This window comes from Bacteroides celer (assembly GCF_002632415.2).
Lineage (GTDB): Bacteria > Bacteroidota > Bacteroidia > Bacteroidales > Bacteroidaceae > Bacteroides.
The window spans coordinates 1,777,546-1,799,895 of record NZ_CP178209.1; the positions used below are offsets into that span (position 1 = coordinate 1,777,546).

Below are 22,350 nucleotides of genomic sequence, written 5' to 3' on the forward strand. Positions count from 1 at the left end.
TTGTTTAACGGTGGAATGTACGTCTTCTCTGCGGTGGCTTGCACATTGTATGAGCCATCTGGAGGCATCTGCGAGCCCTCTCACGTTCGTCTTCGTCATCATCCTTGCCCCAACCAGAGGAAGGAGCAGAACCACCACCGCCACAAGATTCGGACACGGTAGTTGCTGCATCAATCATATCAAGGAAGAGAAGCATGCCAACATGAGAAATGTCCTCTCTTGATGCAGTCATATCAGAGTCAGGAGCCTGAACCTCATTGAGGAAGATGTCCTTGACCGTGTTCGGAATATAGATTCTCTTCGTTTCACCGCCAACATTGAAACTGAAAGCGGTCTTGGTAGCAACTGGCAATGGTTTAGAATTGGACTGGGTAGGTTTCGTTGTCTGAGCAACAGGACGAGCAGGGCGAGCCGGAGTTGCGGAAGGTGAAACTGGCTTCATCTTAACCTGAGTAGGCTTAGGATGCATCTTCTTCCAAGTGGCTTCAAGCTGTGATACCATGAATCTTCGACCGATGGCAGAAGCCTTGAATACTGAGGCATTTTTGCCGATGGTATAGCCCACAAGTTTGCCATTAGTATTGTCATACTTGGGCTTGACCTCATAACCCTTCATGCGAAGCAGATTGAAGTATCGGTCAATGTCGAAACTATCCATCTTCTGAAGGGTATATTCGCAAAACTCCGCAATCTCATCCTTACGCATATCACGAACCTCCTGAGGTTGCTCCCAGCCATGCCTTGCATTGATAATCTCCGCAGCCTTGATTGCCCTGATGTGAACATCGTGAACATCATTGGTCTTGCCGTCATTATCCACACGGCAACAGTCAAGATGCAGGTGCAGGGTTCCAGACTTGGAATCCCGATGCAAGGCTGCAACACTCATAGAATTGCGGAAATTGGTCTTGACCTTTTCCTTGAAACCCTTGGGTAAAAGTCCGACTGAATCCAAAGCATCCAAACCTTCATCAGCGAGGTTTGCCCAGTCATCCAAGGTGTAGTTCTCAGACTCTTCCTTGGATGGGGAGAGTACAAACGTGGTCATGAAGCGTTCCAACTTTCGCCCAACAGTCCTGTCCTGTTGATGCAACTGGCAGTGATGCTTCATCCGATACCAGATTTCGGTGGCATCGAGATAGTCAGGCATGTGGTTCACCTTGACCACGGTTGCATCCTCCTTCTCCATTGCGTACCTTGCGGCATTGCCGCCATAGGCTACGGCTTTAGCGAGTATGATCATTTGTCTTCTTGAACTTTGGTCAGTACAGGAGATGTAAGGTTCTCTTCGATGCTATACCAGTGTTTGATAAGTCGTTCAACGGCTTCAATCCACCACTTCATGAACTTGGCAGACCTGAACATCTTCTGCTTTTCCTCGGGTGTGGCATCATGCAGTTTACTGCGGACTTTTATCAAGTCGGTTCTTGCCTCAGTCAGAGAATTGAGGGCTTTACTCTCTTCTGGAGTGAGTCGCTGACGTGGGTGATGCTTCTTGCCAGTCTCAACGAGATACTTGCCGATGCTGATACCACATTCCTTAGCGAGTCTTTTCAGCTCCTTCCAGTCCTTATCGGTACAGCGGAAGGAATGCACCCTTGTGGGTGTCTTCTTGATAATCTTCTTTTTCTTAGCCATGACTATGAAAATGAATAAAGGGATGAATATAAATCAGTTAAAAAGAAGGACATAGGTCTGCGAGCCTGCGAGTAGCCCGAGAAACTTTTAGGACTGCATAAATTTGGTCACAAATAATGTAGTACAAAAGGATTTCTCGAAAAGTACCTCTTAAAAATCGGTCCTTTTACCTGCTAAGTTCCCGTCAGGGCTTATAAGGTCGTTTCGGCTTGCCGTGCCGTCCTGTATCGGCAAACGTCCTTTGGGATGGTTTGACGGTGCAGGTCGCATTCCTGAGTCCTCAGAAGGCTACTTGTTGCCGTTCTGGTTGTAGTAGCCGTTAGGCTTCTGATAGCCGTTGTAAGCCTGACCATGATTGCCGTTAGGCTGTTGTGGATGGGTGCCTGGCTGCTGTCCTCCCTGCTGTGAAGGTGTCTGCTCATTCACCTTCCCTTCATTCTGCTTGCCATCGGCTTCACCTTGGGGCGAAGTGCTGTCAGCAGACTGATGGGAATTGTTTACAGGAGGTGATGGTGACTTGTTGCCATCTGCTCCAGACTTACCCACATTGCCACTATCATTAGATTGTGGTGATTGGTGCGACACATTGCCAGTTGTCTGAGGATTGTTGCCCTCGGCAGAGTCCTTGGATTTGTCACTGCCCGAAGCAGAACCTTCCTTGTTCTTCTTGTCATCAGGATCCTCGGTGATGATGACCTTTGAGGCAGGAACTTCCGCATGGATGATTGCTGTGCTGTCATTGTTGCGCTTTAGGGCAAAGTGATTCGATACGAACTTGGCATCAACGTACCAACCTGAGAGACAATGAAGGGTGTAGATGCGGTTATCTTCCACTTCCTGTGAAGAGAAAATGCCCACAGCCTCCATAGCATCCAACAGCTTGGGAACCGTCTTGCGGTCTTTATCCCAGAGTTTGGCAAGTTGGGTATTGTCAACCATAACCTGACCTGCCAAGATTTCAACTTGCTTGGTCTTGCTGATTTGCACAAGTTTTGCAACTGGCTCGGCAAGATCCACAAGCGACATGAAGCATTCCATACGGTCAATCTTGTACTTCTTGCTTCGAAGATGCTTCAACTGCTCTTCAGAGAAAGTGAAGCAACGATGTAACTTTTTATCGTCCATAGTCTATGATATTATTGAAATGTAACCGAATAAAGGGAAAAGAAATATGCCATCAAAAAGAAGAACATCACTGGATAAGTTCAACCAGGGATTTCTTCATGTCATCATCAATGACTCGGTATCGGGCAAAAGCAACGCTGCCTTTGGCATGACCAGACATCGAAGCAACCAAATCAGGGTCTTTGACCATGCGGTAAAGATTACCGATAAAAGTCCTTCGTGCAAGATGAGATGTAGCCACATCAGAGATTGGCTTCTTCTCTTCAAGCCGTGTCTTAGGGTTAATCACAGTGACAACACGATTTACCTTGGCACGCTTCAAGATTCTACGGATAGCATCGTTGAACTTGAAGTTATAATGCTTGGGGAAGATTGGTTCATCATCACCATGGTCATGGCCATCAAGGATAGCCATAGCCTTGGGGATAAGAGGAACCCTTACAACGTCACCTGACTTGCCCTTGGTCTTGATGGGGATATATTCCAGAATTCCGTCAATAATGTTCTTGGGGGTGAAGGTCACAAGATCACTATGACGGCATCCGACCATACACTGAAACACGAACATATCACGATATTCAGCAAGTTCTGCATCATCCGTCAGGTCTGCATCCAGAACTTGGTCACGTTCCTGAATGGTCAGGAAATATGGAGTGCCATAGAGAGCCTTGGGCATTTCATAGCCAAAGAATGGGTCATTCGTGGTTATGCCTTGCTTGCGAACCCAGTTGCAGACGGTACGCATCAAGGTCATGTTGGTGACGATGGTATTCATTGATATATCATAGTCAGAAGACAGGAAATCCGCAAACGCACGAAGATCATCGGCAGTCATGCTGTCAATGTTCATCGGGTGTTTGTGTTCATCCTCAAAACGAGTAACCTTGTCAATCAGGCATCGGGTGTTACACTCCTGATGCTTGGCAAAATGCTTGTTCTGAAGGTATCTCTCTGCCCAGATGACAAAGGATTTGCTTATGACCATGCCATTGCCCATAGCATAGGCATTGGGGTGGTGATAGGCAAATATCAGTCGTCTGAGCCAGTCGGAGTTTGCTCCGATATAGTATTCCCTGGTTATGATACCTGTAATCTCCTTGACCTGTGAGTCAAAGAGGTTTCTGGTATCGTCATCCACAAGATTGACACGGCTCTTGTAGCCCTGTCGGTCTTGGCTCCAGTGATTGGGATTGATCTGAAGTTCGCTCGCGCACTTGATATCAAGCCCTTTGTCACGGACACGGAAGTACACCGAAGCACGGCTGTCGAGGTCGTTCTTCGATGTATCTTTCTGACGTATGTAAGCGGTAACTCTCATTGATATGTCTATGAAATGACAAAAGGGAAAGAAAAAAACTATCTGCGGAAACGCATGTGTCGATGCTCGGGATAGTCCGAGGCAATCTCCTTCAGCTGCTGTTCAAGTCGCTCGTTCTGGTATGGAGTGAGCGCATGGATAGCCTTGATGCAGACACTCTGCACAAGCAGGGTTCGTCTGCCGATGGTCGCTTCAAGGTTGATGCCCTTGTTGGCATGTGAAATCTCGCACAGTTCATTGAAGGCATCCTTCATACTGTGATAGCCTGTGCCATCCTTGGCATAGGTTACGGCAAGTTTGGCTACATGAGCCAGTTTGTCGTTGTACTGCTGTTGGTCGAAATCCTGATTCATATACTCATTGATTAGTGGTTGGCAAGTTCGTTCAACTTCTGGGCTGCTGCCTCCTTGGTCTCAGCCTCAGACATGCTGCGGTTCTGACGCATCCACTTCAGAAGTTCTGCCTTCTCAAAGTAGATGAGTTTGCCGTTAGGACGGAAGAAAGGAAGCTCATGGCGATGGGTCATCTTGTAAAGACTGCTCTTTGATATGCCCATGAAAAGGGCTGCTTCTTCGAGTGTCAATACCTCCTTGGCTACGTTGAGAGTGTTCTCCAGAACCTCGATGCGATGCTCAAATGACTCTACCTTCAAAAGAAGAGTCTCGTTGTCAATAGTCTTATTCATATTCTTGATATTTAGTTGTTTACGTTATCCTGAATGCTTGGTTTTGAGATAGCAAGCCCCTAAAGGTAGCGGAAACCACTACCTTGAATCAGGGCACTGCTTTTGATGAAATGAAACTGGTTGTTATCCTGAATCGGCTCGTTAGCCGTTATTCGTTATCCTGTATATCTATGACCTTGCGAGGGTGCGTGTTGGTCGCTGCCGTTCGCTTGGTTCGTGGAATCTTCTTGTTCTCGGTGTGTGGCTTGCGACTCCTGAATACCGTCTTGGTATTGGAGATAGCCTTGACCTTTTCCTCAGTCAGCACGTCTGCATAGACTGCGGTTGATTTGAGCGACTTGTGACCCATGAGTTTCTTGGTGGTCTCGATGTCACCAGTAGCCGCTTGGATCAATGTGCCAAAGGTATGTCGGGAGGTATGGAAGGAGATTGTCTTCGTAATACCTACCTTCTTGGCTATTCTTTTGAGAGCTGCATCCACATTGGCATGGGCAGGAAGGTGGAAAACCTTGTCATCCTTCTTGGGTGGCATCCATGCTTCTGCGGTTGAGCAGATTGGGACGGCATTGAGTTCCTTGGTCTTCTTCTGGACGATTACAAGTGTGTTCGTTGCCTCGTTCCTCATGATGTTTGACCATCGCAAAGCCCTTATGTCGCTGATGCGAAGTCCTGTAAGGCAAGCAAAACCAAATGCCAACTGGGTTTCCCTGACTCCGTTAGTTTCTTCTGATGCCATGAAGAGTTTGAGTTCATCGGGTGTAAGGTACAGCTTGTGACCTGCCTTTGGCTTGGAGATAGTGTCTTCCTTCTCCAACTGATAGAAGGGGTTTGCCTTCAACTTGCCAGTCTTGACAGCCTTGTTGAATACTGCGACGATGCGTTGTTGGACGTTTCGCAAAGTGGCATTACTTAATGGCTTTGCCTTGACTCTCACATACTTCTGAGGTACATAGTCATTCTTCAGCCAAAGAAAGAATGCCTTGAACCATGTCTTATCAAACTTCATCAGAGTGATGTGCGGTCTGCGTTTGACTTTCAGAAACTCCTTCATGCGTTCCTGAAGGTATTGGGTCTGCTCGACAGTCCTTTTTGAGTATTCAGGATTGCCGTCCATCCACTCCATGTAAGTCTGGATCCAGTCAATGACTTCGGGTGAGTCATCGTTGGGAATGTCGGGTACGACCATCAAGTGACCTTTCTCGGGAATGGTCTCGGGATGAAGGATGCGCTCGGCACGAATCTCCTGCGCACGTTTCAAGGTAGCCTCGTTGCGTTCCTTTGTCTCTTGGTTAATCTCAGCGATTAGGTAGAGGGAAAGGAACTCAAACTTGCGCTTGCCATTCTCATAGATGTCAAGATACAGGCTCTTGTTGTCGTTTTCAAGGTCTTTTTGTCTGAGTGTGATGGTCATATCTATGATTGTTATAATTGGTTATACCACTGGGGTAAAACACCACCCTGGTTTATCAAAGGGGGTGCTTTCAAGTCACCTCCTTTACTTGAACATTCCATCAATGAGGTTGATGGCTTCCTCCTTCTTCTTATCTACGATTTTCGCATAGATTTCCGTGGTCTGAACATTGGTGTGACCCATCAACTTGCTTGTGGTGAACAGATCTGCGCCAAGTGTCAGCATCATAGTTCCGAAGGTGTGACGTGAACAGTGGAAACTGATGTGCTTCTCTACACCTGCTGCCTCTGCCCATTTGCGAAGGGCTCTGCCTATGACAGTTTGAGTCGTTGGTATATCAAAGAAGGGAGTTGTTATTCCCTTTGGTTTTGGTAGCCAACGCTTTGCCTCTTCTGAGAGTGGGATGATGACAGGCTTCTCAGTCTTCTGCATTTCCATGTCAATGTACTCGCCCTTGCCGTCAGGAGTCTTGAAAATGTGAATCGGTGCAAGTTTGTACATATCACTGAGTCGCAATCCAGTGAAACAAGCAAAGATGAAGGCTTGCTTGACCTCTGGGCGGTAACTGTCGGTTGCCATGAGGGATTTAAGTTCCTCAATGGTAAGGTATTCCTTCTTGCCATCCTTTGGCTGAATACGCTCCTTGGCATCCAGTTCCTTCATCGGATTGTTTCGGATGATACCTTGACGGACGGCATTGTTGAGAGTTGTCGAGAACATGCCGAGGTAACGGCTTGCCGTGTTCTGACTGATAGGTCTTGGCTCAATGTACTTGCAGTGTGAGTTTGGGAAGGTGCGAAGGAACTTCACATACCCACGGCAGAAATCAGCATTGACCTCTTCTAGGGTGATAAAGGTCTGATTGGACTCTTCAAGATATTTCTCCACGGTGTGAAGCATTTCAACACGACAATGGAGGGTTGACTTCTTGGTGCTGACTCCACCTTCACAATACTTCTTGATCCATCCTGTCAAGAGTTGTGAACCCTGCTTGACGGTTTCCCAGTCTTGCACTCCGTGACCATGGAGAGCCTTGATGCGCTCTGCCTTGATACGTTCTGCGAGTGCCATCGTTTCCTTGTTCTGCTCCTTGCAGAGTGGATTGACCTCAGGAATGATATAGAGTTTCAGATACTCATACTTCCTGACTCCCTTCCAGTAGATGTCAAGATAGATACTCTTGTTGCCATCTGCGAGAGGTTTGAGACGAATCTTTATCGGCTCCTTCAGTTTGACTTGTTTCTTTGGTCTTGCCATGCTTGTACTATTTTATTTTGGTAATTTACTCCCGAAAGAAGGGAAAATGAATTTTGCAGAGGGTCTGCGAGGTTTGGGCTTTTCGGATGCTGATATATCGTTTCTGCATCGTGATTATGCCCTTGAAAGCATGTGCAAAGATATGAAAATCAAGCCATATATGAGAAACAAATCAGAAACAAAAATCATTTTATTATATCTTTTTAAGAGTCGGTTGCGCCAAAATCGGAAAATTCAAAAACTCGCTTATTCGCTTGATAATAAGCACTTTATTTGTCATATCCTTTCTTCTCCTTTCCAACCAATTTTGGAGGACTAAGATATTCTTGACATCCTGCTCCTCATTGTTCATTTTTATATACACTGAAATAGCACCTACTACGGCTACAATTCCGGCGATTGCATAGCACAGCTTGACTACATACGGAATGTATTTGGCGATTTCGGTGGTAACAGTACCCAAAGCGGTTGTACCTGCCGAATAATCACCCGCAGCATTCTGAGCGAAAGCTGCCGTTGTACCTACGGCCAACATTAAAGCCATTGTTTTCATTCTCTGAGAAGAGCAAAGAGACTTTCCCATGCTCTTGAACTTGTTTTTGATCTTCTGAATCATTCGTTTCTTTTTGGTTTGTGTATATACTCGTCTGGCCAGTTGAGTTTTCTTTTTCTAATTAGTTTCTTTTCTAAATCTGATAGCCGAAAAAGGCTGGAAATACTATGGATGCGCCTATCATAAAGAGACACGCTCCAAGCAAAGTCAATATATCTTTGGTTACGCCTTCTTCTCCGACATTCATCTTGATGTAGATTTGCATGATTGAGTAGATGGAAATAAGTGCTGATACCGCATAAATGAGATATAGTACGTAGAGCATCATGGTCACAACATAGTCGTGAGCTTGAGCTAATCCATCAGCTCCCCAAGTATAATCCACATTTCCACACTTTGCTGACAGTTGTTGAACTGATGCTAATACAAATCCTATATTTATCAGTCGAAGACTTGGCTTATAATTCATCCTTCTTTACCTTTAAGAGATTGCCAGGAATTTTTTCTCTGTTCAATAGAGCCATTCTGAATTCTTTGCTTTCAAGTTCAACGGAGTGTTCTGGTTGGATTTGTTCCGTACTATCATAAATCTTAAGGATTGTTGAATCAGCTTGCGTTAGCTGTTTTACTTCTGGTTCTGCTTCGGCTTGGCGAATATCTTCTGTAGATGATACGGCACTTATTTCAGTTTCTTCTTCCATATCATCCTTCTTGTCTGTTGAAAATGAGAACCCATCACCAACTTCACTTACTTCTGTCGCAACTTCTTCATGTTCATCCGCTACAAAATTGAATGTTTCTTGATTGGTAATTTGCTGGTTCTTTTTGCCGTATAGATCTTTGGTAATCATGCCGGCATAGTAAATCATATAAATGACTGTAAGTACTATTGCAAATATTACAAATGCGCTCATATTTCTTTGTTTTCGAGTTTATGTTGTTAAAATTCGGATGCAAAGGAATAGCAGAAAATGTGTATAAAGAAACATTGTAGCTTTTAGAAGCTTACTTTTAACGGCATTTCAGAAATTAGCTGTTTTTGCACTCAATTATCATACTCAAAGGGACGTAATATGAACACAGATAAGGCTCTTCATTTACGAAGAGCCTTATCTTAAGCATTTTATATAAATTATCTTTGTTGTTTGAGTATGATTCTACTTTTTACCAACATTTTTCCTGGAGAAAAGCATTCAGATTTCGATATTTGGCATATTTAGTCGCCATGTCTATCACTGTACGGTCTTCAAATGCACCTTGTATTGTCTCTGTGGCTGTTTTTCCTGATTTGTTATTATAAAGATAACAATATATGCATTGATAGGAGGCTAAATATGGAAACGCTTTACTTAGTAGCATCATTGAATTTAGAACAATGATATCAGAGTGTTCGTCGGCTAAAATCTCGACTTTCTTCTGTGCTATCAATGTTTTATAAGATAGATAGTCAATAAAATCAAGAAATACACAACATGAGGAAGATACTCGTTCATGATTTTCTCTTAGTATAGATATCGCCATTGGCAGTACATGACCACAATATAGATGACTTCGTAGTTCATACCCTCCATGAATATTGGCGAAAACGACAGCTTGACGTTCTTGTCTGTTTCTGACAAATTCAATAAGCTTGCATATCTCTGCCACGAACGGATAATCTATTTTCCTTGAGGTAAAATACGACAACAACTTGGCCTCTTTTAATTCATGAAAGACAACACAGGTTATTGGTTCTTCCAAACCTGTAGTTAATGAAACGACATTGTATTGACATGCAGGAATTACTGGAGAATTCAGCTCTATCTGACTGAGAACGTAGGGAATATTATCAGAATGAAAAAGTTCTTTGGCTAATTCAAGAAAGTTGCCTCCTTTTTCTGTTCCGTGGTCATACCAAACATTCTCAAATACATGGACGACAAATGAAGGTATTTCTTCCTTTCTAAAAGGAGATAAGTACCATAGGCTGTGTTCATCTGCCTTGAGTGGTTCAAAGCCTAATCTTTTAAGAAAGGCTTCGATTTGAATTAGTTTTGCTTGTTCTATGTTCATAGAAGTTTTTATTCTGATTGATGATTATGAATGAATGGCTTATCCTTAATCTCTTCCAAAGCTTCAACTGGATAAGATTCTATCCATTTTTCCAAGTCTTTGCGCATAATGAGAATAGTTTTTCCATTGGGTTTAAAATATCGAATCTTTCGACTACTTGTCAAATGATAGATGGTAGAAATTGTATAACCGGTATACTCACTGACTTCCTGAATGGTCATATAGCGTTTGTTCATATCAAGCTTATGCTCAACTTTGCATAAACGTACCTTCAACTCATTAAATTCCCGAAGTAGTTTTTCTATTTGTTTCAATTCAGAATCTGTCATAGTGGCTTCTTCCTTCTCATTAGATAATCATTCACATCATTGTATTCTTTATAACGGTCTGACCAATCATATACATTTTTCTTTAAATTTATGCGAATGGCATGCGTGGCGTTTCTGCCAGCATCATCGTTATCCAGATAGCAGAAGATATAATCATAGTCATTAAGTATTTCAAAAGCCTTATTTACATTGGCTACAGAATTCAGAACAATGCTGTCACAGGGGTACTTCAGACACAGATTGTAATCGGCATTTAATTGAGCTGTTTCAAATGCCAGAAAATCGAAAAAGCCCTCAAATACGCAACACACTTGCGTTTGGCGATACATGTTACGTAATATCAAGGAAACGTCTTTACCACCGATACATCGTTTGGAATACTTGTTCCTGACCTCTATACCGCCTCTCATATTTATAAACGCAAGTCCATAGTATTTCTTTCCATTGCCAATCGTATAATGAACTTCCTTGCAATAGTTCTTTGCCACCAGCATATTGATGTTCCGGCTATAAATATATTGGAGTAGGTTTACATTCGTCAAATCGCTTAAACTATCAATATTAGTCTCTTCTACGGGATTTGGGGCTTTAGAAATCTTTACCGTTGCTACTTCATTGGAGATAGTATAATTACCATGCGATAACTTTTCCAAAATATTATGCATAGACAGTTCTGGATTAAGTAACTGTACAAGGTTTATTATATTACCGCCTTTGTTTAACCCAAAATCGTACCACAGATTGGTGTTCACATCAACCTTGAAGGATGCCTTTGTTTCCTTATGTAATGGAGACAAAAACCAATATTTGTTTCCGGAAGACTTGATTTTGCTGTATCCTATGCTAAACATGAAGTCCAGCAAACTTATCCTTTTAATTTCTTCAATTGTCATAATTCAATTTTTGCAGCTAAGGCTAAGGTCTAGTTTATAATATATATACCCTCTAAACCTAAACTCTTTAAACTTACTTATCGTCTTTGATGATTTCTGGGTTGTAATGATACCCGGTCTCATTGTGAGTGATAATGTCTTTTGCCGATAATTTTTTAAGTAACTCTTTAATTGCATTGATGCCCTTCTTATAACCTTTGCGTGCATAGAAGTCACCCAAATCGTCAATCAGCTCCTTGTATTTAACAGGTTTCTTTGTGTTGAACAATTCATTCAAGACTTCTTTGTGCAAGGCTTCAGGTAAAGCGGTAAGAGGTACATCTTTAGTCTTAACAACCGTGACGTGATATGATTCTTCCAATACAGGCAGTGCGTTATCATCAATGCGAAAAGCAAAGGATGCAAATTCCTTGTCTCTCATTTGTCCGGCACTGACTAAACTGATACCTGTGTTCTCTTTGTCTTTACTGATAACTAGAACAGTCTCTGCCTTGTTCTCCAATTCAGTACCGATATGTCCACGAGTATTGGTGTCATTTTTATTTTGATGCAAGACACAATGGATGTGCAGGCAATATGCACTTGTCCAGGACATCAGCAATGTCATAACGTCTGTGGATTCCTTCGCATTATTGATGTCATACACTAAATCCCTCAAACCATCTATAATGACTAGTCCATAACCACTACTTTTTCGAAGAGCATAGTCTATCAAACTGATACGTAGCGTAGGAGTGTATTCTCTTAACTCTACGAAAGTCAACAGATCAACTTCTTCTCCTTTTTTCAAACCTGCTAGTTTAAGTATACGGTTCAGTACGTTTTGGCAGTGATATCGACTTTGTTCTGTATCGAAATACAGAATTTTCCTTTTGCCTTCAGGGAGACTAGCTCGATAGTTCAACACCTTTCCATTAATCAGTGCTGCGGCAACCATGGCTGATATATTGAAAGTTTTCTTGCTCTTTGCCTTACCTGTGGATGCACTGAAATTTCCAAAGGTCGCAATGGTACAGTCTTCTACCCACAAAATCTGAGGTGGTGTATCTATCTCTTCTAATGAATCAATAGTACCTTTATTCAGATAGTGCTCCAGTTGTGCGTCTGAGAATTCACTCTTGAGCATTTTCAATTCTACACTTGGGGCTTTATTGACAGGGCTATTATTTCTTGTCCTTGCTCTTTTTGCCATATTCGTGTTTATTATTAGATTGGTCGCTCTTCAACTTAGATGGTCTTACCGTTACCGTCGACTGCTCTATCAATTTTTGGAGTTGAGCGTCAGTGAGCATATAACCATCTACACTTCCTTTTCTAATTGTCTTCAAGTTTTTTTTATCTTTCTGCATGAACTCTTATTGTTTGGATTATCAACTGCGGATTTTGTCTCATCCAATTGTCAAGCTCCTTTTTATCAAAATACACCATCTTACCTCTTGGCTTGTAATAAGGGATAGCCATACTACTTGTCATTTTGTAAAGTTGAGAAAGAGACAAACCTGTATAGTCAGCGGCTTCTTGGGAGGTAAGCATATCTTTACAGGCATAAAGCATACTTTCAATCTTCGACAGGCGTTTCTTAATCTCATCAGCTTCAATAGGATTCACACTATTGAGCTTCAGCTCAAGTTCCTCCATACGTTTGCAGAGTATCTTTTGGTTTATTCTGGCCATATTGATTCTTTGTTTTTTGTTATACCATTGGTGGCCTAACCACCGGATCTGAATTGATTCGACTGCAAAATTACAGCCGGGCTTTTGAACCAAAGAAAGAGTGCCCCTTACATCTAAAAAGGTAAGGTTAGATGTAAGGGATAATACTCTTCATTTGCTTGGTTACTCTTCTTTTTCTGTCTTTTCTTTCATTTCTTTGACGAATGAAACAAATGGAGGATATGGAAATTTGTGGGTTTGACGGAAATCAGAAAGCGCATTTTTGATTTGATCTCTTGTTGATAGTTTCCCTGTCTTCGATGATAATAACAACTGATTATCTGCAATCACCTTTTGCCATTTATATACAAGATATTGTTCCTCACGCAGACTGGATAAGAACATAGCAATCTCTCCGTTATGGCAAGGCTGTAATGGATTTTTCAGATCTGCATTGAAAAAGTTTATCATTTGAGCCGGCTTTACAGACTGCTTGAAGAGTTTCTTCTCATTGACAAATGCTGTTATCATGCATATTTGCTCATCCGAGAAAGAGCCAAGCGGCATTGGACGACCATACTCTTTTGGCATTGTAGTGTTGAATGCCAACATCATGTTTTTATAACATTCTTTTGTGAATTCCTCATTGTCTAAATACAGATGTACCAGGTCTAATCTTTCAGTCAGTAATTCATATACAGCTGAAAGATTCTGTGAATGTATTCTCCAATCTTTAATATCGGAGCTGTCGATAGGTACACTGTAACTAATAAAGTCTCTTACAAATCGGACATACAATTTGTTGCTGTTTAAGACTTCTCGGTGATAAATGCTGTGGGCTTCTCTGAAAAGAATCCACAATTCATCTTTTGACACAAATGTCTCATGCCCCTTAGTCCGTTTTCCATTTACGGAGAACAAAAAGAGAGAGACCGAATTTGAATTTGTTTCGGTTCATACTTTTTGTTATTTATAAATTATTAAACATAAAAAATGTCCAAGATGAGTCTTATTAGGATTTCAAGATGGACATATATGCACGATTCACTGGGTTTCTATTTAATGTACAAAATACGCAAATTGGAACAAAGTTATTTGTTAATTATGCAGTCTTTCTGCATTGTTAAAAACGGTCTTATTTTATTCCTTATTGTTTTATATCGGTGTTTGTTTTAAATACAGTCTGAAATAATACTATTTTTGAAGTATATCTTTATTTCTGTTGTGAAAACTATAATTTCCTGGTTCTGGTATGTCAAGCTCTATTATGCAATTTCCTTTTTGACGAAGATTCCTTCTTATCGTTTCAATCTCCAAATCTTTTAATTCTATAGGGAAGCTTACCTTGATGAATGTAGCGCACTTGTTTCCATTCCAACCAAGGCGTTTCCCTATATTCCAAACGAAATGACGCAAATCAATAGTGGTAAGCCTACCATTTAAGATGATAGGGAGAAGGGTGCTGCCTTTAAAGTCATTCCACTGTTCGATGTTGATGAGAAGTTTGCGCATTTCATCTTCTTGAATGTATTCGCACATTGTTTCTTGGACGTACTGTTCTACTGCGATTTTTGTCTGCTTCATGATTTGTTCATGCTCTATTTGACGAGCCAAAAGAACTCTCTGATAATTCAATGTATGATGTGATGGTTGTTCCGAAAGTAAACCTTTTATCTTTCGTTTTCTATATACATAGATGCATAGTCCTGTTAAGATTGATAGTTGCAGATAGAGTAATTCAATCTTATATGTTATCAACACTGAAGACACCTTCTCAAAATACCAATTTGAAATATGGCTATCTCCAAATACGAGTGGTAACAAGAAAATCACTAACATAGTGGCAATGCTTGTTAGGATAGAAAAAAAGAATTTCTCTCTGAACTTGTTTGTCATAAATACCTTTAATTATTAATTTATGGCGACAAAGTTAGAGAGAAAATTTCAAATTAGTGAGAGTTACACATACTGATACACAGTGTCTTAACTATCTTTACGGAACTGGTTTTTACTGTTTTTTGCTCAATTTTTCTTTCACTTTTTTCTTCGTGCTTTCAGTTGTTTGACACTTGTTTACTCAAGATTACGCATCCTATAGTTATTCCACAATGTGTTGCTAAACATATTTTAACGCAGTTATTAGAAGATAAGTAAGTGCTTTATCTCATAGATGTCTTTTTACCGGCACGTTTACTTAATGTCTCATTTATTTCATCTGGTGTCAATATGACTTTATTGGTACGTCCTGATTCTGCCCATTTTATCAGTTCATCTTTGAATAGGATGTAGCTTTTGCCTTTTCGAGTAGCAGGAATGGAACGATGCTGGAGATGATAGTACATGGTGGTTTTCTTCATTTTCATGAATTCACAAGCTTCATCAATATTCATTGGAGTATGATCTGAAGAACTAGAATTTCCTTTCTTGATTTCATCATGTAATCCACTTACACTAAGTTGCAAGTCTGAAATCATATCCATTACTTGTTTTACTGCCTTTGGAAGGTCATTGAATGATATTTGTTCTGTTGTCATTTATATAATTATTATGAATTACTGATGCAAAGGTCTACAATGATTTAATGCTGATTTAGCTGATACATGATTAACTTATATGTAAGTATCAGTAAGGATGATAATTACTCTTTTTCATTATCTTCGTCTGAACTCAAACGTATTTTATTGGCTGCTTCTCTTGTTTTTGGAGATGCATGGGCTACATATATCTGTATGGTTGAAACATTCTTATGTGCCAGCAAGTGTTGCACAGTATAAATATCTGCACCTAACTCCATCTGTAATGAAGCATAGGTATGGCGGGAAAAATGAAAAGTAATGTGCTTAGTAATACCAGATTCCTTTAACCATATTCGTATTTTGAACAAATGATACTGTACATCGGCAATGGAATGAATGTCAATGGTTCAGATTACTACCATGCAATCTACTTTTCAACAAGGGAAAAAAGTCGGTTAAATTTTCTTTTCGAAGCCAATATGGGTAAATTTGTAGGTTAAGAATGGTATTTGTGTCCAATTTTGTAGGATAAGGAAAGCGGAACCAAGAATTTCCTGGTTCCGCTTCATATTAGCTGGTTGAATTAAAATCTTAAAATGTAGCCATCGCCATCCTTAAATGCATTGCAGCTCTCAAGATATTTACGAGAAATCTCAAAATCATCGCCGGTAATATTTGCGCTGAATTGTCTCACTCTTGATAATGCTCTAATTACAACGGACGGATCTCCTTTTCGTGTTAGTCTACGTAATGCATTGAGATAGTCATCTCGAAAAACAGTCGGTATGATAATCTTCGATTGGTCAGCTGCTACAAGTTCTGAATTCATCATGATTCTTGAAATACGACCATTTCCATCATTAAATGGATGTACTTCACTTATCATAAACATCATAAAAAGTGCTTTTGCGAATGGATGTTCAATAGCCTGATAAAACTCATAACCCTTTCGAAGCGTTCCCCTCACCAAAGTACAATCCACGAAATGCGTGTCACCGGCATGATTATTTTGCATCTTGAACATACCGGGATTCCTATCTGGACGAGCAGCCATTAATATTCGATGTCGGTCTTGTAACAACTCTATCAATTCTTCACTCGAAGAAGGAGTCCGTCTCATTTCACGACGACTCGCTACTAATTGAAAAGTACCTAAAACATCATGAGAGTCGGCATTACGAGCGGGCAAAGCTTGTCCGGTCTCAATAATTGTGCGAGCTTCTTCTATTTCAAATTCCGTTCCTTCTATATAATTGGAAAAGTAACTCTCAAAGAAAGCGAAATTTCTGAAAGCTGCATTTTCAACATTCGGTTCATCAATTAATGGCAGAGGGGTATTGTGTAAGGCTTCGAATAGAACTCCAAATAATCTAACACGTTCACTGTCGTAAGGTTCCCCCTGTGCTCTAGCTTGAGCACTTGCAGATGTGAGTATTTTAGAAGGTTTTGTTGAAAGTATTGCACCAATAATTTGATTCAGTATTTCAAACTCTTCCTCCATTTTTAGCTCCTTAGATACAACTCTAGCTTTATCTCGAAAAGCATTTAGACCGCTTTCGCCATTAACTTGAAGCATACGTTCAAGAAACTCCTCAATGCTCGTTCGAGGGAGACATTTTGATGAATTTCCTCTCGCACGTCCTTTTTGAAGATTTTCCAAAGTACGTCTTTCTAAACTTGATATATACAGATTCTCAATGAATGGCATATCATGTTCTGTTCCTTTTGGACCTTCCATTAGGTGAATTTTCAATCCTGGCAATGATATATTTTTTGAATAGGAATAGGTCAGATAAATATCACCATCAGCAGTTGGTTTGAGTTCATAAGCAGAACGATGACTAATTACAGCTTGAGGATAGAGTTGCCCAATTATATAAAAGACATTTCTACGGATGATTACATCAGGCTCATCTTCAAGATTTGTTGTATAAATCTTAGGAGCTATCTTTCGAAGAAGACCTTTCTTTATCATCGATGTTCTTTGTTGAGACAAGGACTTATCAGATGTTGCCATAACAATCTCCATCACATTAGCCAAACTTTTATTTTTTGCCATAATTTTCTTTTATCTGTAAATTTTCAATGCAAAGGTAGGTATTTTTGTCGGATAAGAATTGTATATTGGGGTAATTTTGTCGGATAAGAGCGGAAATAAGGGTTTTTTTGTAGTTTTGAGTGAAAACATTCCATGGCTTCACGGCAAAAAGTCTGTAACTTCATAGGCTTTTTGTAATAAGTGCAATAAAAATGGATTTCGAATAATATATAAAGAGGAATGATGAGAGTCTCTTTCGTTATATCACATTGTTTTAATCTCTAAGCATTAAGAACTGTAAGTACTAATTGAAAATTTTATTTAGTACTTACAGTCTACAATGATTTAATGCTGATTTAGGTGATACAGGATTAACTTAAATGCAAGTATCAGTAAGGGTGGTAATTACTCTTTTTCATTATCTTCATCTGAATTCAAACGTATTTTATTGGCTGCCTCTCTTGTTTTTGGAGATGCATGGGCTACATATATCTGGGTAGTTGAAACGTTCTTATGTGCCAGCAAATGTTGCACAGTATAAATATCTGTACCTAACTCCATCTGTAATGAAGCATAGGTATGGCGGAAACAGTGAAAAGTAATGTGCTTAGTAATACCTGATTCCTTTAACCATACTCGCATATCTTTGTTACTCATTTCTTTAGTGAACCCCTCAAATACTCTATAATTTGTTTCAGGTAGAATTAACTGATAAGCTTCATCACTTATAGGTACCGTGGTTTGTACATTCGTTTTCTGACAGATGAATTGTATGTATCTGCCACCATCAGCGTATTTTCTAACATTCTCCCATCTTAGATTGATGATATCGCTTCGCCTTAATCCTGTAAGACAAGAGAAAATAACGGCTTTCTTCATTATGGGGATGGGGCATGGTGTGTGATAAAGACTTCGCACTTCTTCAATTGTCAAACTTTCCTTTACTGTTGGAACCCACTTTATATAGTCCAAGAAATCGACAATCTTTTCATTGATGCGTCTATCTCTATAAGCAAGATTGAGTGCGTTCCTGAAGATTATCCAGTAATCGGCAGCAGAATTGCGATTAAGTGGTTTGCCTGTAGATAAGCTTTTCGCATCCATGAGGTATTCCATGAATTTTCGGCAGAATTCAACACTTAATTCATCAAAACTACATTTGCCATGAGAAAACTTCTCGAAGTGCTTATATGACGAAAGCCATTTAGCGTGCTTTGTCTTTGATAAATCATCAAAGTAATCTAAGAAGCTTTCTTTAGTACGACCTTTACTAAAGAAATTATATTTTTCATTTATAATCTCAGTAAAGATATTGCATCTGATAGCTTCGGCCTTTTCCAACATAATGGCATTGTAGTCTTTTTGGAGCTGGTCTTTAGGTTCGGCATAAATATAAATGCCTAACGAACGACGACGAATCAATTCCATCGTCTTTGGGTCTCTGTATCCCGGATAAAACTCAAGGAACAGAGATAGCGTGCCGTTGCGCCTCGGTCGTTGTCTTAGTGTTACTGTCTTACAATACTGCATAATATTTTGTTTATGAATTATTAATTTAGGGTGCAAAAGTCCGAAATGATACTATACTGACTATCACGCAAGGAAATCATTTTACGATTAAGTCTCATTAAGTGGTGGCATTTCGTCTTTAGTGGCTCTTTCAACCATAAATTGGTCTATTTCTGATTTTAGCAGATATACTTGCAGACCACATCTCGCTTTTGTAACTTTCTTCTTGTTAGAGTAGTAGAATACCATATCTTTGCTCAAACCGTATTTATCCATTACTTCTTGAACTGAATAGTAGTTCTCCTTACCTTTGAAGTCCAAATGCTTCACCTTGTCTATGTGCGTCTTTGAATAGAATATCTTACCGAACTCTACTTTTGAAGGTATGTTGTGTCGATGGGTGAATGAACGCCGGGCTACCGGGGTCATGTCATATTGTTTTTCCATTTCCTCTGGAGTAATCCATTCTTTTACTCCATCTTGAAGCTGTGTAGCCCCAAAAAGAGCAAGGGCACTGGGTATCTCAAAGAAGTTGAATCCTCCCAATGATATTTTGGGGATTCTTGCTTCTCTGGTTATTTTCTGCACATGTCTGACGTTTATGGAGTATTTCTTACTTATGTCTTCTGTTGAGAAATACCCATCAGGTGTATCTGGAACTTTGGCTTTATCAGTTTTGGTTCGGGGGATAAGTTTTGGCTTGTTCTCAAAATTGAACCTTCCTGTCTCAGGGTCTCGTTCTACGTTTGCGAACTTTCCTTTGATTACAATCTCATCAAACTCAGATCTGAATATCATGGTGAACTTTCCACGCTTCTCCGTCTTTATATTCTCATGACGTATATGATAACTTATTTGGTCCATGCTGAGACCGTACATTTCTTTTATTTCATCGTAACTGTACCAGTTAGCATCTACATCTTCACCTTTTCGCTTATAATTGTCGATATGGACTTTAGAGTAATAAACCAATTTTCCACGATTAATGCGAGGGATGTTATTCCTATAGACGAAGGTAAGGACATTGGGCTTCGACATATTGAATTTCTCCATGATCTGCTGGGTGGTGTAATAGTTGGCCAAGTCGATTTCTTCAATCAACTCAGCAAAATGAGCATCAACGTAAGCCTTCTTAAAGAAGGTATTACGTCCTTCATAGACCTTAGGAATGTTGAAACGTTCACAACGAGCTAAAATAGCCTTGCGCCTAATATGATATTTCTCTGAGATTTCACTGGTAGTGTAGTATTCTGAATCTTCTTTCTTCTTGCTAAACGATGGACGTTTCTTATAATCAGGAGCATTGTCAAAAGCCTTCTCGATATCAGACTTTCTAATAATAGTCAAACCTCTAAATTGAACAGCTTTGATAGTCCCGGCAAGTGCATACCTATATATGGTAGCACGACTAACCCCAAGCAGTATTGCTGCTTGAGAAGGGCTTAGAAATTCGGCAGGAGCAGCAGTTGTCTCCTGTGACAGTTCTATGTCATCTTGGAGCTCCTGATACTCTTTCTCAAGGTTCTTTTTTTTACGAACTCTTGTTGCCTTTGCGTTGCATGCTTTGGAACAGTACAGCGTTGCCATTCTATGCGCAACGAACTGAACTCCACAACACTTACAATGCTTGATGATGTTCATATGAGGTATCTATTTAAGTCTACACTTTTGTCTCATAGCGTCTCATAGCGTCTCACAGCGTCTCACGATTGTACCCATAATAGACGAGTGGCGTAGAGTTGTGATTCTCACAGCGTCTCACGTTGTATCATCTCTTACAAATTTGTATCAACTGTTGCTCGTTTTTGAGGGGCAGGAATGAAATTTGAGCCAAAAGTATATGGAATAATTGATACCAACAAATATCAACTGGTAAGTGTTAAAAAGAAAACCCCCTCAAAATGAGGAGGTTATTAATGGTTACAACTAAGTAGCCTAAGTTACTGATAATCAATTACTTACCGATGCAAAAATGTTGAAAGATATTTTGAAGTACCATGTCATTCGTAACCTCACCCGCTATATCCGAAATAAAGAAAATGCATTCACGTATGTCTTGCGAAAGAAAATCCCCGGAAATCTGCGAATCAAGTCCGTTTTGTACTCTATGGATAGCTTCCAAAGCTTTATTTAAAGCTTCGTAATGTCTTACATTTGTTACAATAATATCATTCTGTGTCACTGTAGGCAAGTGTGCTGCATCAATAAGCATTTTTTGTAGCTCACTTGTATTCTCCCGTTGTTTGGCCGAGATGAAAATAGATTCCGTAGATTCTTTAGGGAAGTCTTTTAGTAAAGATAATAAATCCTCTTTCTGTTTGCCTTCAATCAAATCAGCCTTATTGAATACAACAATCAAATGTTTTCCTTCGCAACGTGGAATTATCTTCTCTGATAACTGTTCAATTTGAGAGGCGGCATTCACAGCATCTACCATCCAAAGGACAATCTCCGCCTGATCCAACTTCTGAAAAGTACGTTCAATACCCAAACTTTCAATCGTGTCATTGGTTTCCCGGATTCCGGCGGTATCAATGAACCGGAAAGTGATTCCTCCGATATTGACAGTATCTTCGATTACATCACGTGTTGTCCCGTGAATATCACTGACAATGGCTTTATCCTCATTCAATAATACATTCAGTAAAGTCGATTTTCCGGCATTTGTTTCACCGATGATAGCTACGGGAACACCATTCTTAATGGCGTTGCCGACACTAAATGAATGAGCCAACCGCGAAATGACCTGTTCAATTTCATCTGCCAGTTTCCTTAATGCCGAACGATCGGCAAATTCCACATCCTCTTCGCTGAAATCCAACTCCAATTCAATCATGGAAGTGAAATTCAACAACTTGTTGCGTAGATCTGTCAGCTCTTTACTGAATCCACCCCGCATCTGGCTCATTGCCAATCGGTGAGTGGCAGCAGATGAAGACGCGATCAAGTCCGCCACAGCCTCTGCCTGACTTAAATCCATCTTTCCGTTAAGGAAAGCGCGTTGCGTATACTCTCCCGGTTGGGCCATGCGGCAACCGTTTTTGATAAGCAACTGCATCACCTGTTGAAGAATGTAAGAAGAACCGTGACACGTGATTTCCGTACTGTCTTCTCCCGTGTATGAATGAGGAGCACGGAAAAGACTGACGAGCACTTCGTCAATAATCTCGTCTCCGTCATAAATACGTCCGAATGTCAAAGTATATGGTTTTTGCTCACTCAATAATTTGCCAGTCTTGGCGGGCTTGAATATGCTGCCGGTGATAGAAATAGCTTCCGGTCCGGAAACGCGGATGCTTCCGATAGCACCGCCCTGGGCGGTAGCGATAGCGCAGATTGTATCTTGATTCATTGTTTTTTCTTTTTGGATGAG

The 22,350-nt window shown here is 40.5% G+C and carries 24 protein-coding genes and 1 pseudogene; all 25 read right to left on the reverse strand.

The window, feature by feature from the left end; genetic code table 11:
- Nucleotides 1-4: 4 nt before the first annotated feature.
- Nucleotides 5-889, reverse strand: coding sequence for a hypothetical protein (locus CJF29_RS06785; RefSeq protein WP_255299325.1), 885 nt, complete (start codon nucleotides 887-889; stop codon nucleotides 5-7).
- Nucleotides 890-1,239: 350 nt separating this feature from the next.
- Nucleotides 1,240-1,638, reverse strand: a complete 399-nt coding sequence (locus tag CJF29_RS06790; protein WP_099146149.1) for a plasmid mobilization protein — start codon at nucleotides 1,636-1,638, stop codon at nucleotides 1,240-1,242.
- Nucleotides 1,639-1,926: 288 nt separating this feature from the next.
- Nucleotides 1,927-2,763, reverse strand: coding sequence for a hypothetical protein (locus CJF29_RS06795; RefSeq protein WP_099146150.1), 837 nt, complete (start codon nucleotides 2,761-2,763; stop codon nucleotides 1,927-1,929).
- Nucleotides 2,764-2,830: 67 nt separating this feature from the next.
- A complete protein-coding gene (locus CJF29_RS06800; protein ID WP_099146151.1) occupies nucleotides 2,831-4,081 on the reverse strand; it encodes a phage integrase SAM-like domain-containing protein in 1,251 nt (416 codons plus the stop codon).
- A 38-nt stretch (nucleotides 4,082-4,119) separates the two neighbouring features.
- Nucleotides 4,120-4,434 (reverse strand): hypothetical protein, encoded by a 315-nt coding sequence (locus CJF29_RS06805; protein ID WP_099146152.1) that lies wholly within the window; start codon nucleotides 4,432-4,434, stop codon nucleotides 4,120-4,122.
- 11 nt (nucleotides 4,435-4,445) lie between these two features.
- A complete protein-coding gene (locus CJF29_RS06810) occupies nucleotides 4,446-4,766 on the reverse strand; it encodes a helix-turn-helix domain-containing protein (protein ID WP_099146153.1) in 321 nt (106 codons plus the stop codon).
- Nucleotides 4,767-4,914: 148 nt separating this feature from the next.
- The gene (locus CJF29_RS06815; RefSeq protein WP_099146154.1) at nucleotides 4,915-6,177 is read right to left on the reverse strand and encodes a site-specific integrase; all 1,263 of its coding nucleotides are present in this window, start codon (nucleotides 6,175-6,177) and stop codon (nucleotides 4,915-4,917) included.
- A gap of 84 nt (nucleotides 6,178-6,261) precedes the next feature.
- On the reverse strand, nucleotides 6,262-7,434 hold the full coding sequence (locus CJF29_RS06820) for a site-specific integrase (RefSeq protein ID WP_099146155.1): 1,173 nt from the start codon (nucleotides 7,432-7,434) through the stop codon (nucleotides 6,262-6,264).
- Between the two features lie 193 nt (nucleotides 7,435-7,627).
- Complete coding sequence (locus CJF29_RS06825; RefSeq protein ID WP_099146156.1) at nucleotides 7,628-8,050, reverse strand: DUF4134 family protein; 423 nt, start codon at nucleotides 8,048-8,050, stop codon at nucleotides 7,628-7,630.
- Nucleotides 8,051-8,120: 70 nt separating this feature from the next.
- Nucleotides 8,121-8,456, reverse strand: a complete 336-nt coding sequence (locus CJF29_RS06830) for a DUF4134 domain-containing protein (protein ID WP_099146157.1) — start codon at nucleotides 8,454-8,456, stop codon at nucleotides 8,121-8,123.
- On the reverse strand, nucleotides 8,446-8,901 hold the full coding sequence (locus tag CJF29_RS06835; RefSeq protein WP_099146158.1) for a hypothetical protein: 456 nt from the start codon (nucleotides 8,899-8,901) through the stop codon (nucleotides 8,446-8,448). Before CJF29_RS06835 ends, CJF29_RS06830 begins: the two co-directional genes overlap by 11 nt.
- A gap of 250 nt (nucleotides 8,902-9,151) precedes the next feature.
- The gene (locus tag CJF29_RS06840; protein ID WP_099146159.1) at nucleotides 9,152-10,039 is read right to left on the reverse strand and encodes a toprim domain-containing protein; all 888 of its coding nucleotides are present in this window, start codon (nucleotides 10,037-10,039) and stop codon (nucleotides 9,152-9,154) included.
- 8 nt (nucleotides 10,040-10,047) lie between these two features.
- Nucleotides 10,048-10,368: a helix-turn-helix transcriptional regulator gene (locus tag CJF29_RS06845; protein WP_099146160.1), complete on the reverse strand. Its 321-nt coding sequence runs from the start codon at nucleotides 10,366-10,368 to the stop codon at nucleotides 10,048-10,050.
- On the reverse strand, nucleotides 10,365-11,261 hold the full coding sequence (locus CJF29_RS06850) for a toprim domain-containing protein (protein WP_099146161.1): 897 nt from the start codon (nucleotides 11,259-11,261) through the stop codon (nucleotides 10,365-10,367). The genes CJF29_RS06845 and CJF29_RS06850 overlap by 4 nt, the downstream gene beginning before the upstream one ends.
- Before the next feature lie 73 nt (nucleotides 11,262-11,334).
- Nucleotides 11,335-12,387: an AAA family ATPase gene (locus CJF29_RS06855; RefSeq protein WP_141561013.1), complete on the reverse strand. Its 1,053-nt coding sequence runs from the start codon at nucleotides 12,385-12,387 to the stop codon at nucleotides 11,335-11,337.
- A gap of 37 nt (nucleotides 12,388-12,424) precedes the next feature.
- Nucleotides 12,425-12,589, reverse strand: a complete 165-nt coding sequence (locus tag CJF29_RS06860) for a hypothetical protein (RefSeq protein WP_176553108.1) — start codon at nucleotides 12,587-12,589, stop codon at nucleotides 12,425-12,427.
- A gap of 7 nt (nucleotides 12,590-12,596) precedes the next feature.
- The gene (locus CJF29_RS06865; protein WP_099146164.1) at nucleotides 12,597-12,935 is read right to left on the reverse strand and encodes a helix-turn-helix domain-containing protein; all 339 of its coding nucleotides are present in this window, start codon (nucleotides 12,933-12,935) and stop codon (nucleotides 12,597-12,599) included.
- Between the two features lie 162 nt (nucleotides 12,936-13,097).
- Nucleotides 13,098-13,712 (reverse strand): hypothetical protein, encoded by a 615-nt coding sequence (locus tag CJF29_RS06870; RefSeq protein ID WP_141561012.1) that lies wholly within the window; start codon nucleotides 13,710-13,712, stop codon nucleotides 13,098-13,100.
- Nucleotides 13,713-14,108: 396 nt separating this feature from the next.
- Nucleotides 14,109-14,810 (reverse strand): hypothetical protein, encoded by a 702-nt coding sequence (locus tag CJF29_RS06875; protein WP_099146166.1) that lies wholly within the window; start codon nucleotides 14,808-14,810, stop codon nucleotides 14,109-14,111.
- A 263-nt stretch (nucleotides 14,811-15,073) separates the two neighbouring features.
- Complete coding sequence (locus CJF29_RS06880) at nucleotides 15,074-15,448, reverse strand: helix-turn-helix domain-containing protein (RefSeq protein WP_099146167.1); 375 nt, start codon at nucleotides 15,446-15,448, stop codon at nucleotides 15,074-15,076.
- 104 nt (nucleotides 15,449-15,552) lie between these two features.
- Nucleotides 15,553-15,783 (reverse strand): annotated as a pseudogene (locus CJF29_RS06885) (tyrosine-type recombinase/integrase); the annotation flags it as partial.
- 230 nt (nucleotides 15,784-16,013) lie between these two features.
- A complete protein-coding gene (locus CJF29_RS06890; RefSeq protein ID WP_099146169.1) occupies nucleotides 16,014-17,489 on the reverse strand; it encodes a Fic family protein in 1,476 nt (491 codons plus the stop codon).
- Nucleotides 17,490-17,873: 384 nt separating this feature from the next.
- Entirely contained in the window at nucleotides 17,874-18,998 is a 1,125-nt protein-coding gene (locus CJF29_RS06895) for a tyrosine-type recombinase/integrase (RefSeq protein ID WP_099146170.1), read from the reverse strand.
- An 87-nt stretch (nucleotides 18,999-19,085) separates the two neighbouring features.
- On the reverse strand, nucleotides 19,086-20,618 hold the full coding sequence (locus tag CJF29_RS06900) for a helix-turn-helix domain-containing protein (RefSeq protein ID WP_099146171.1): 1,533 nt from the start codon (nucleotides 20,616-20,618) through the stop codon (nucleotides 19,086-19,088).
- 313 nt (nucleotides 20,619-20,931) lie between these two features.
- Nucleotides 20,932-22,329, reverse strand: a complete 1,398-nt coding sequence (gene mnmE, locus CJF29_RS06905; protein ID WP_099146172.1) for a tRNA uridine-5-carboxymethylaminomethyl(34) synthesis GTPase MnmE — start codon at nucleotides 22,327-22,329, stop codon at nucleotides 20,932-20,934.
- Nucleotides 22,330-22,350 lie beyond the last annotated feature (21 nt).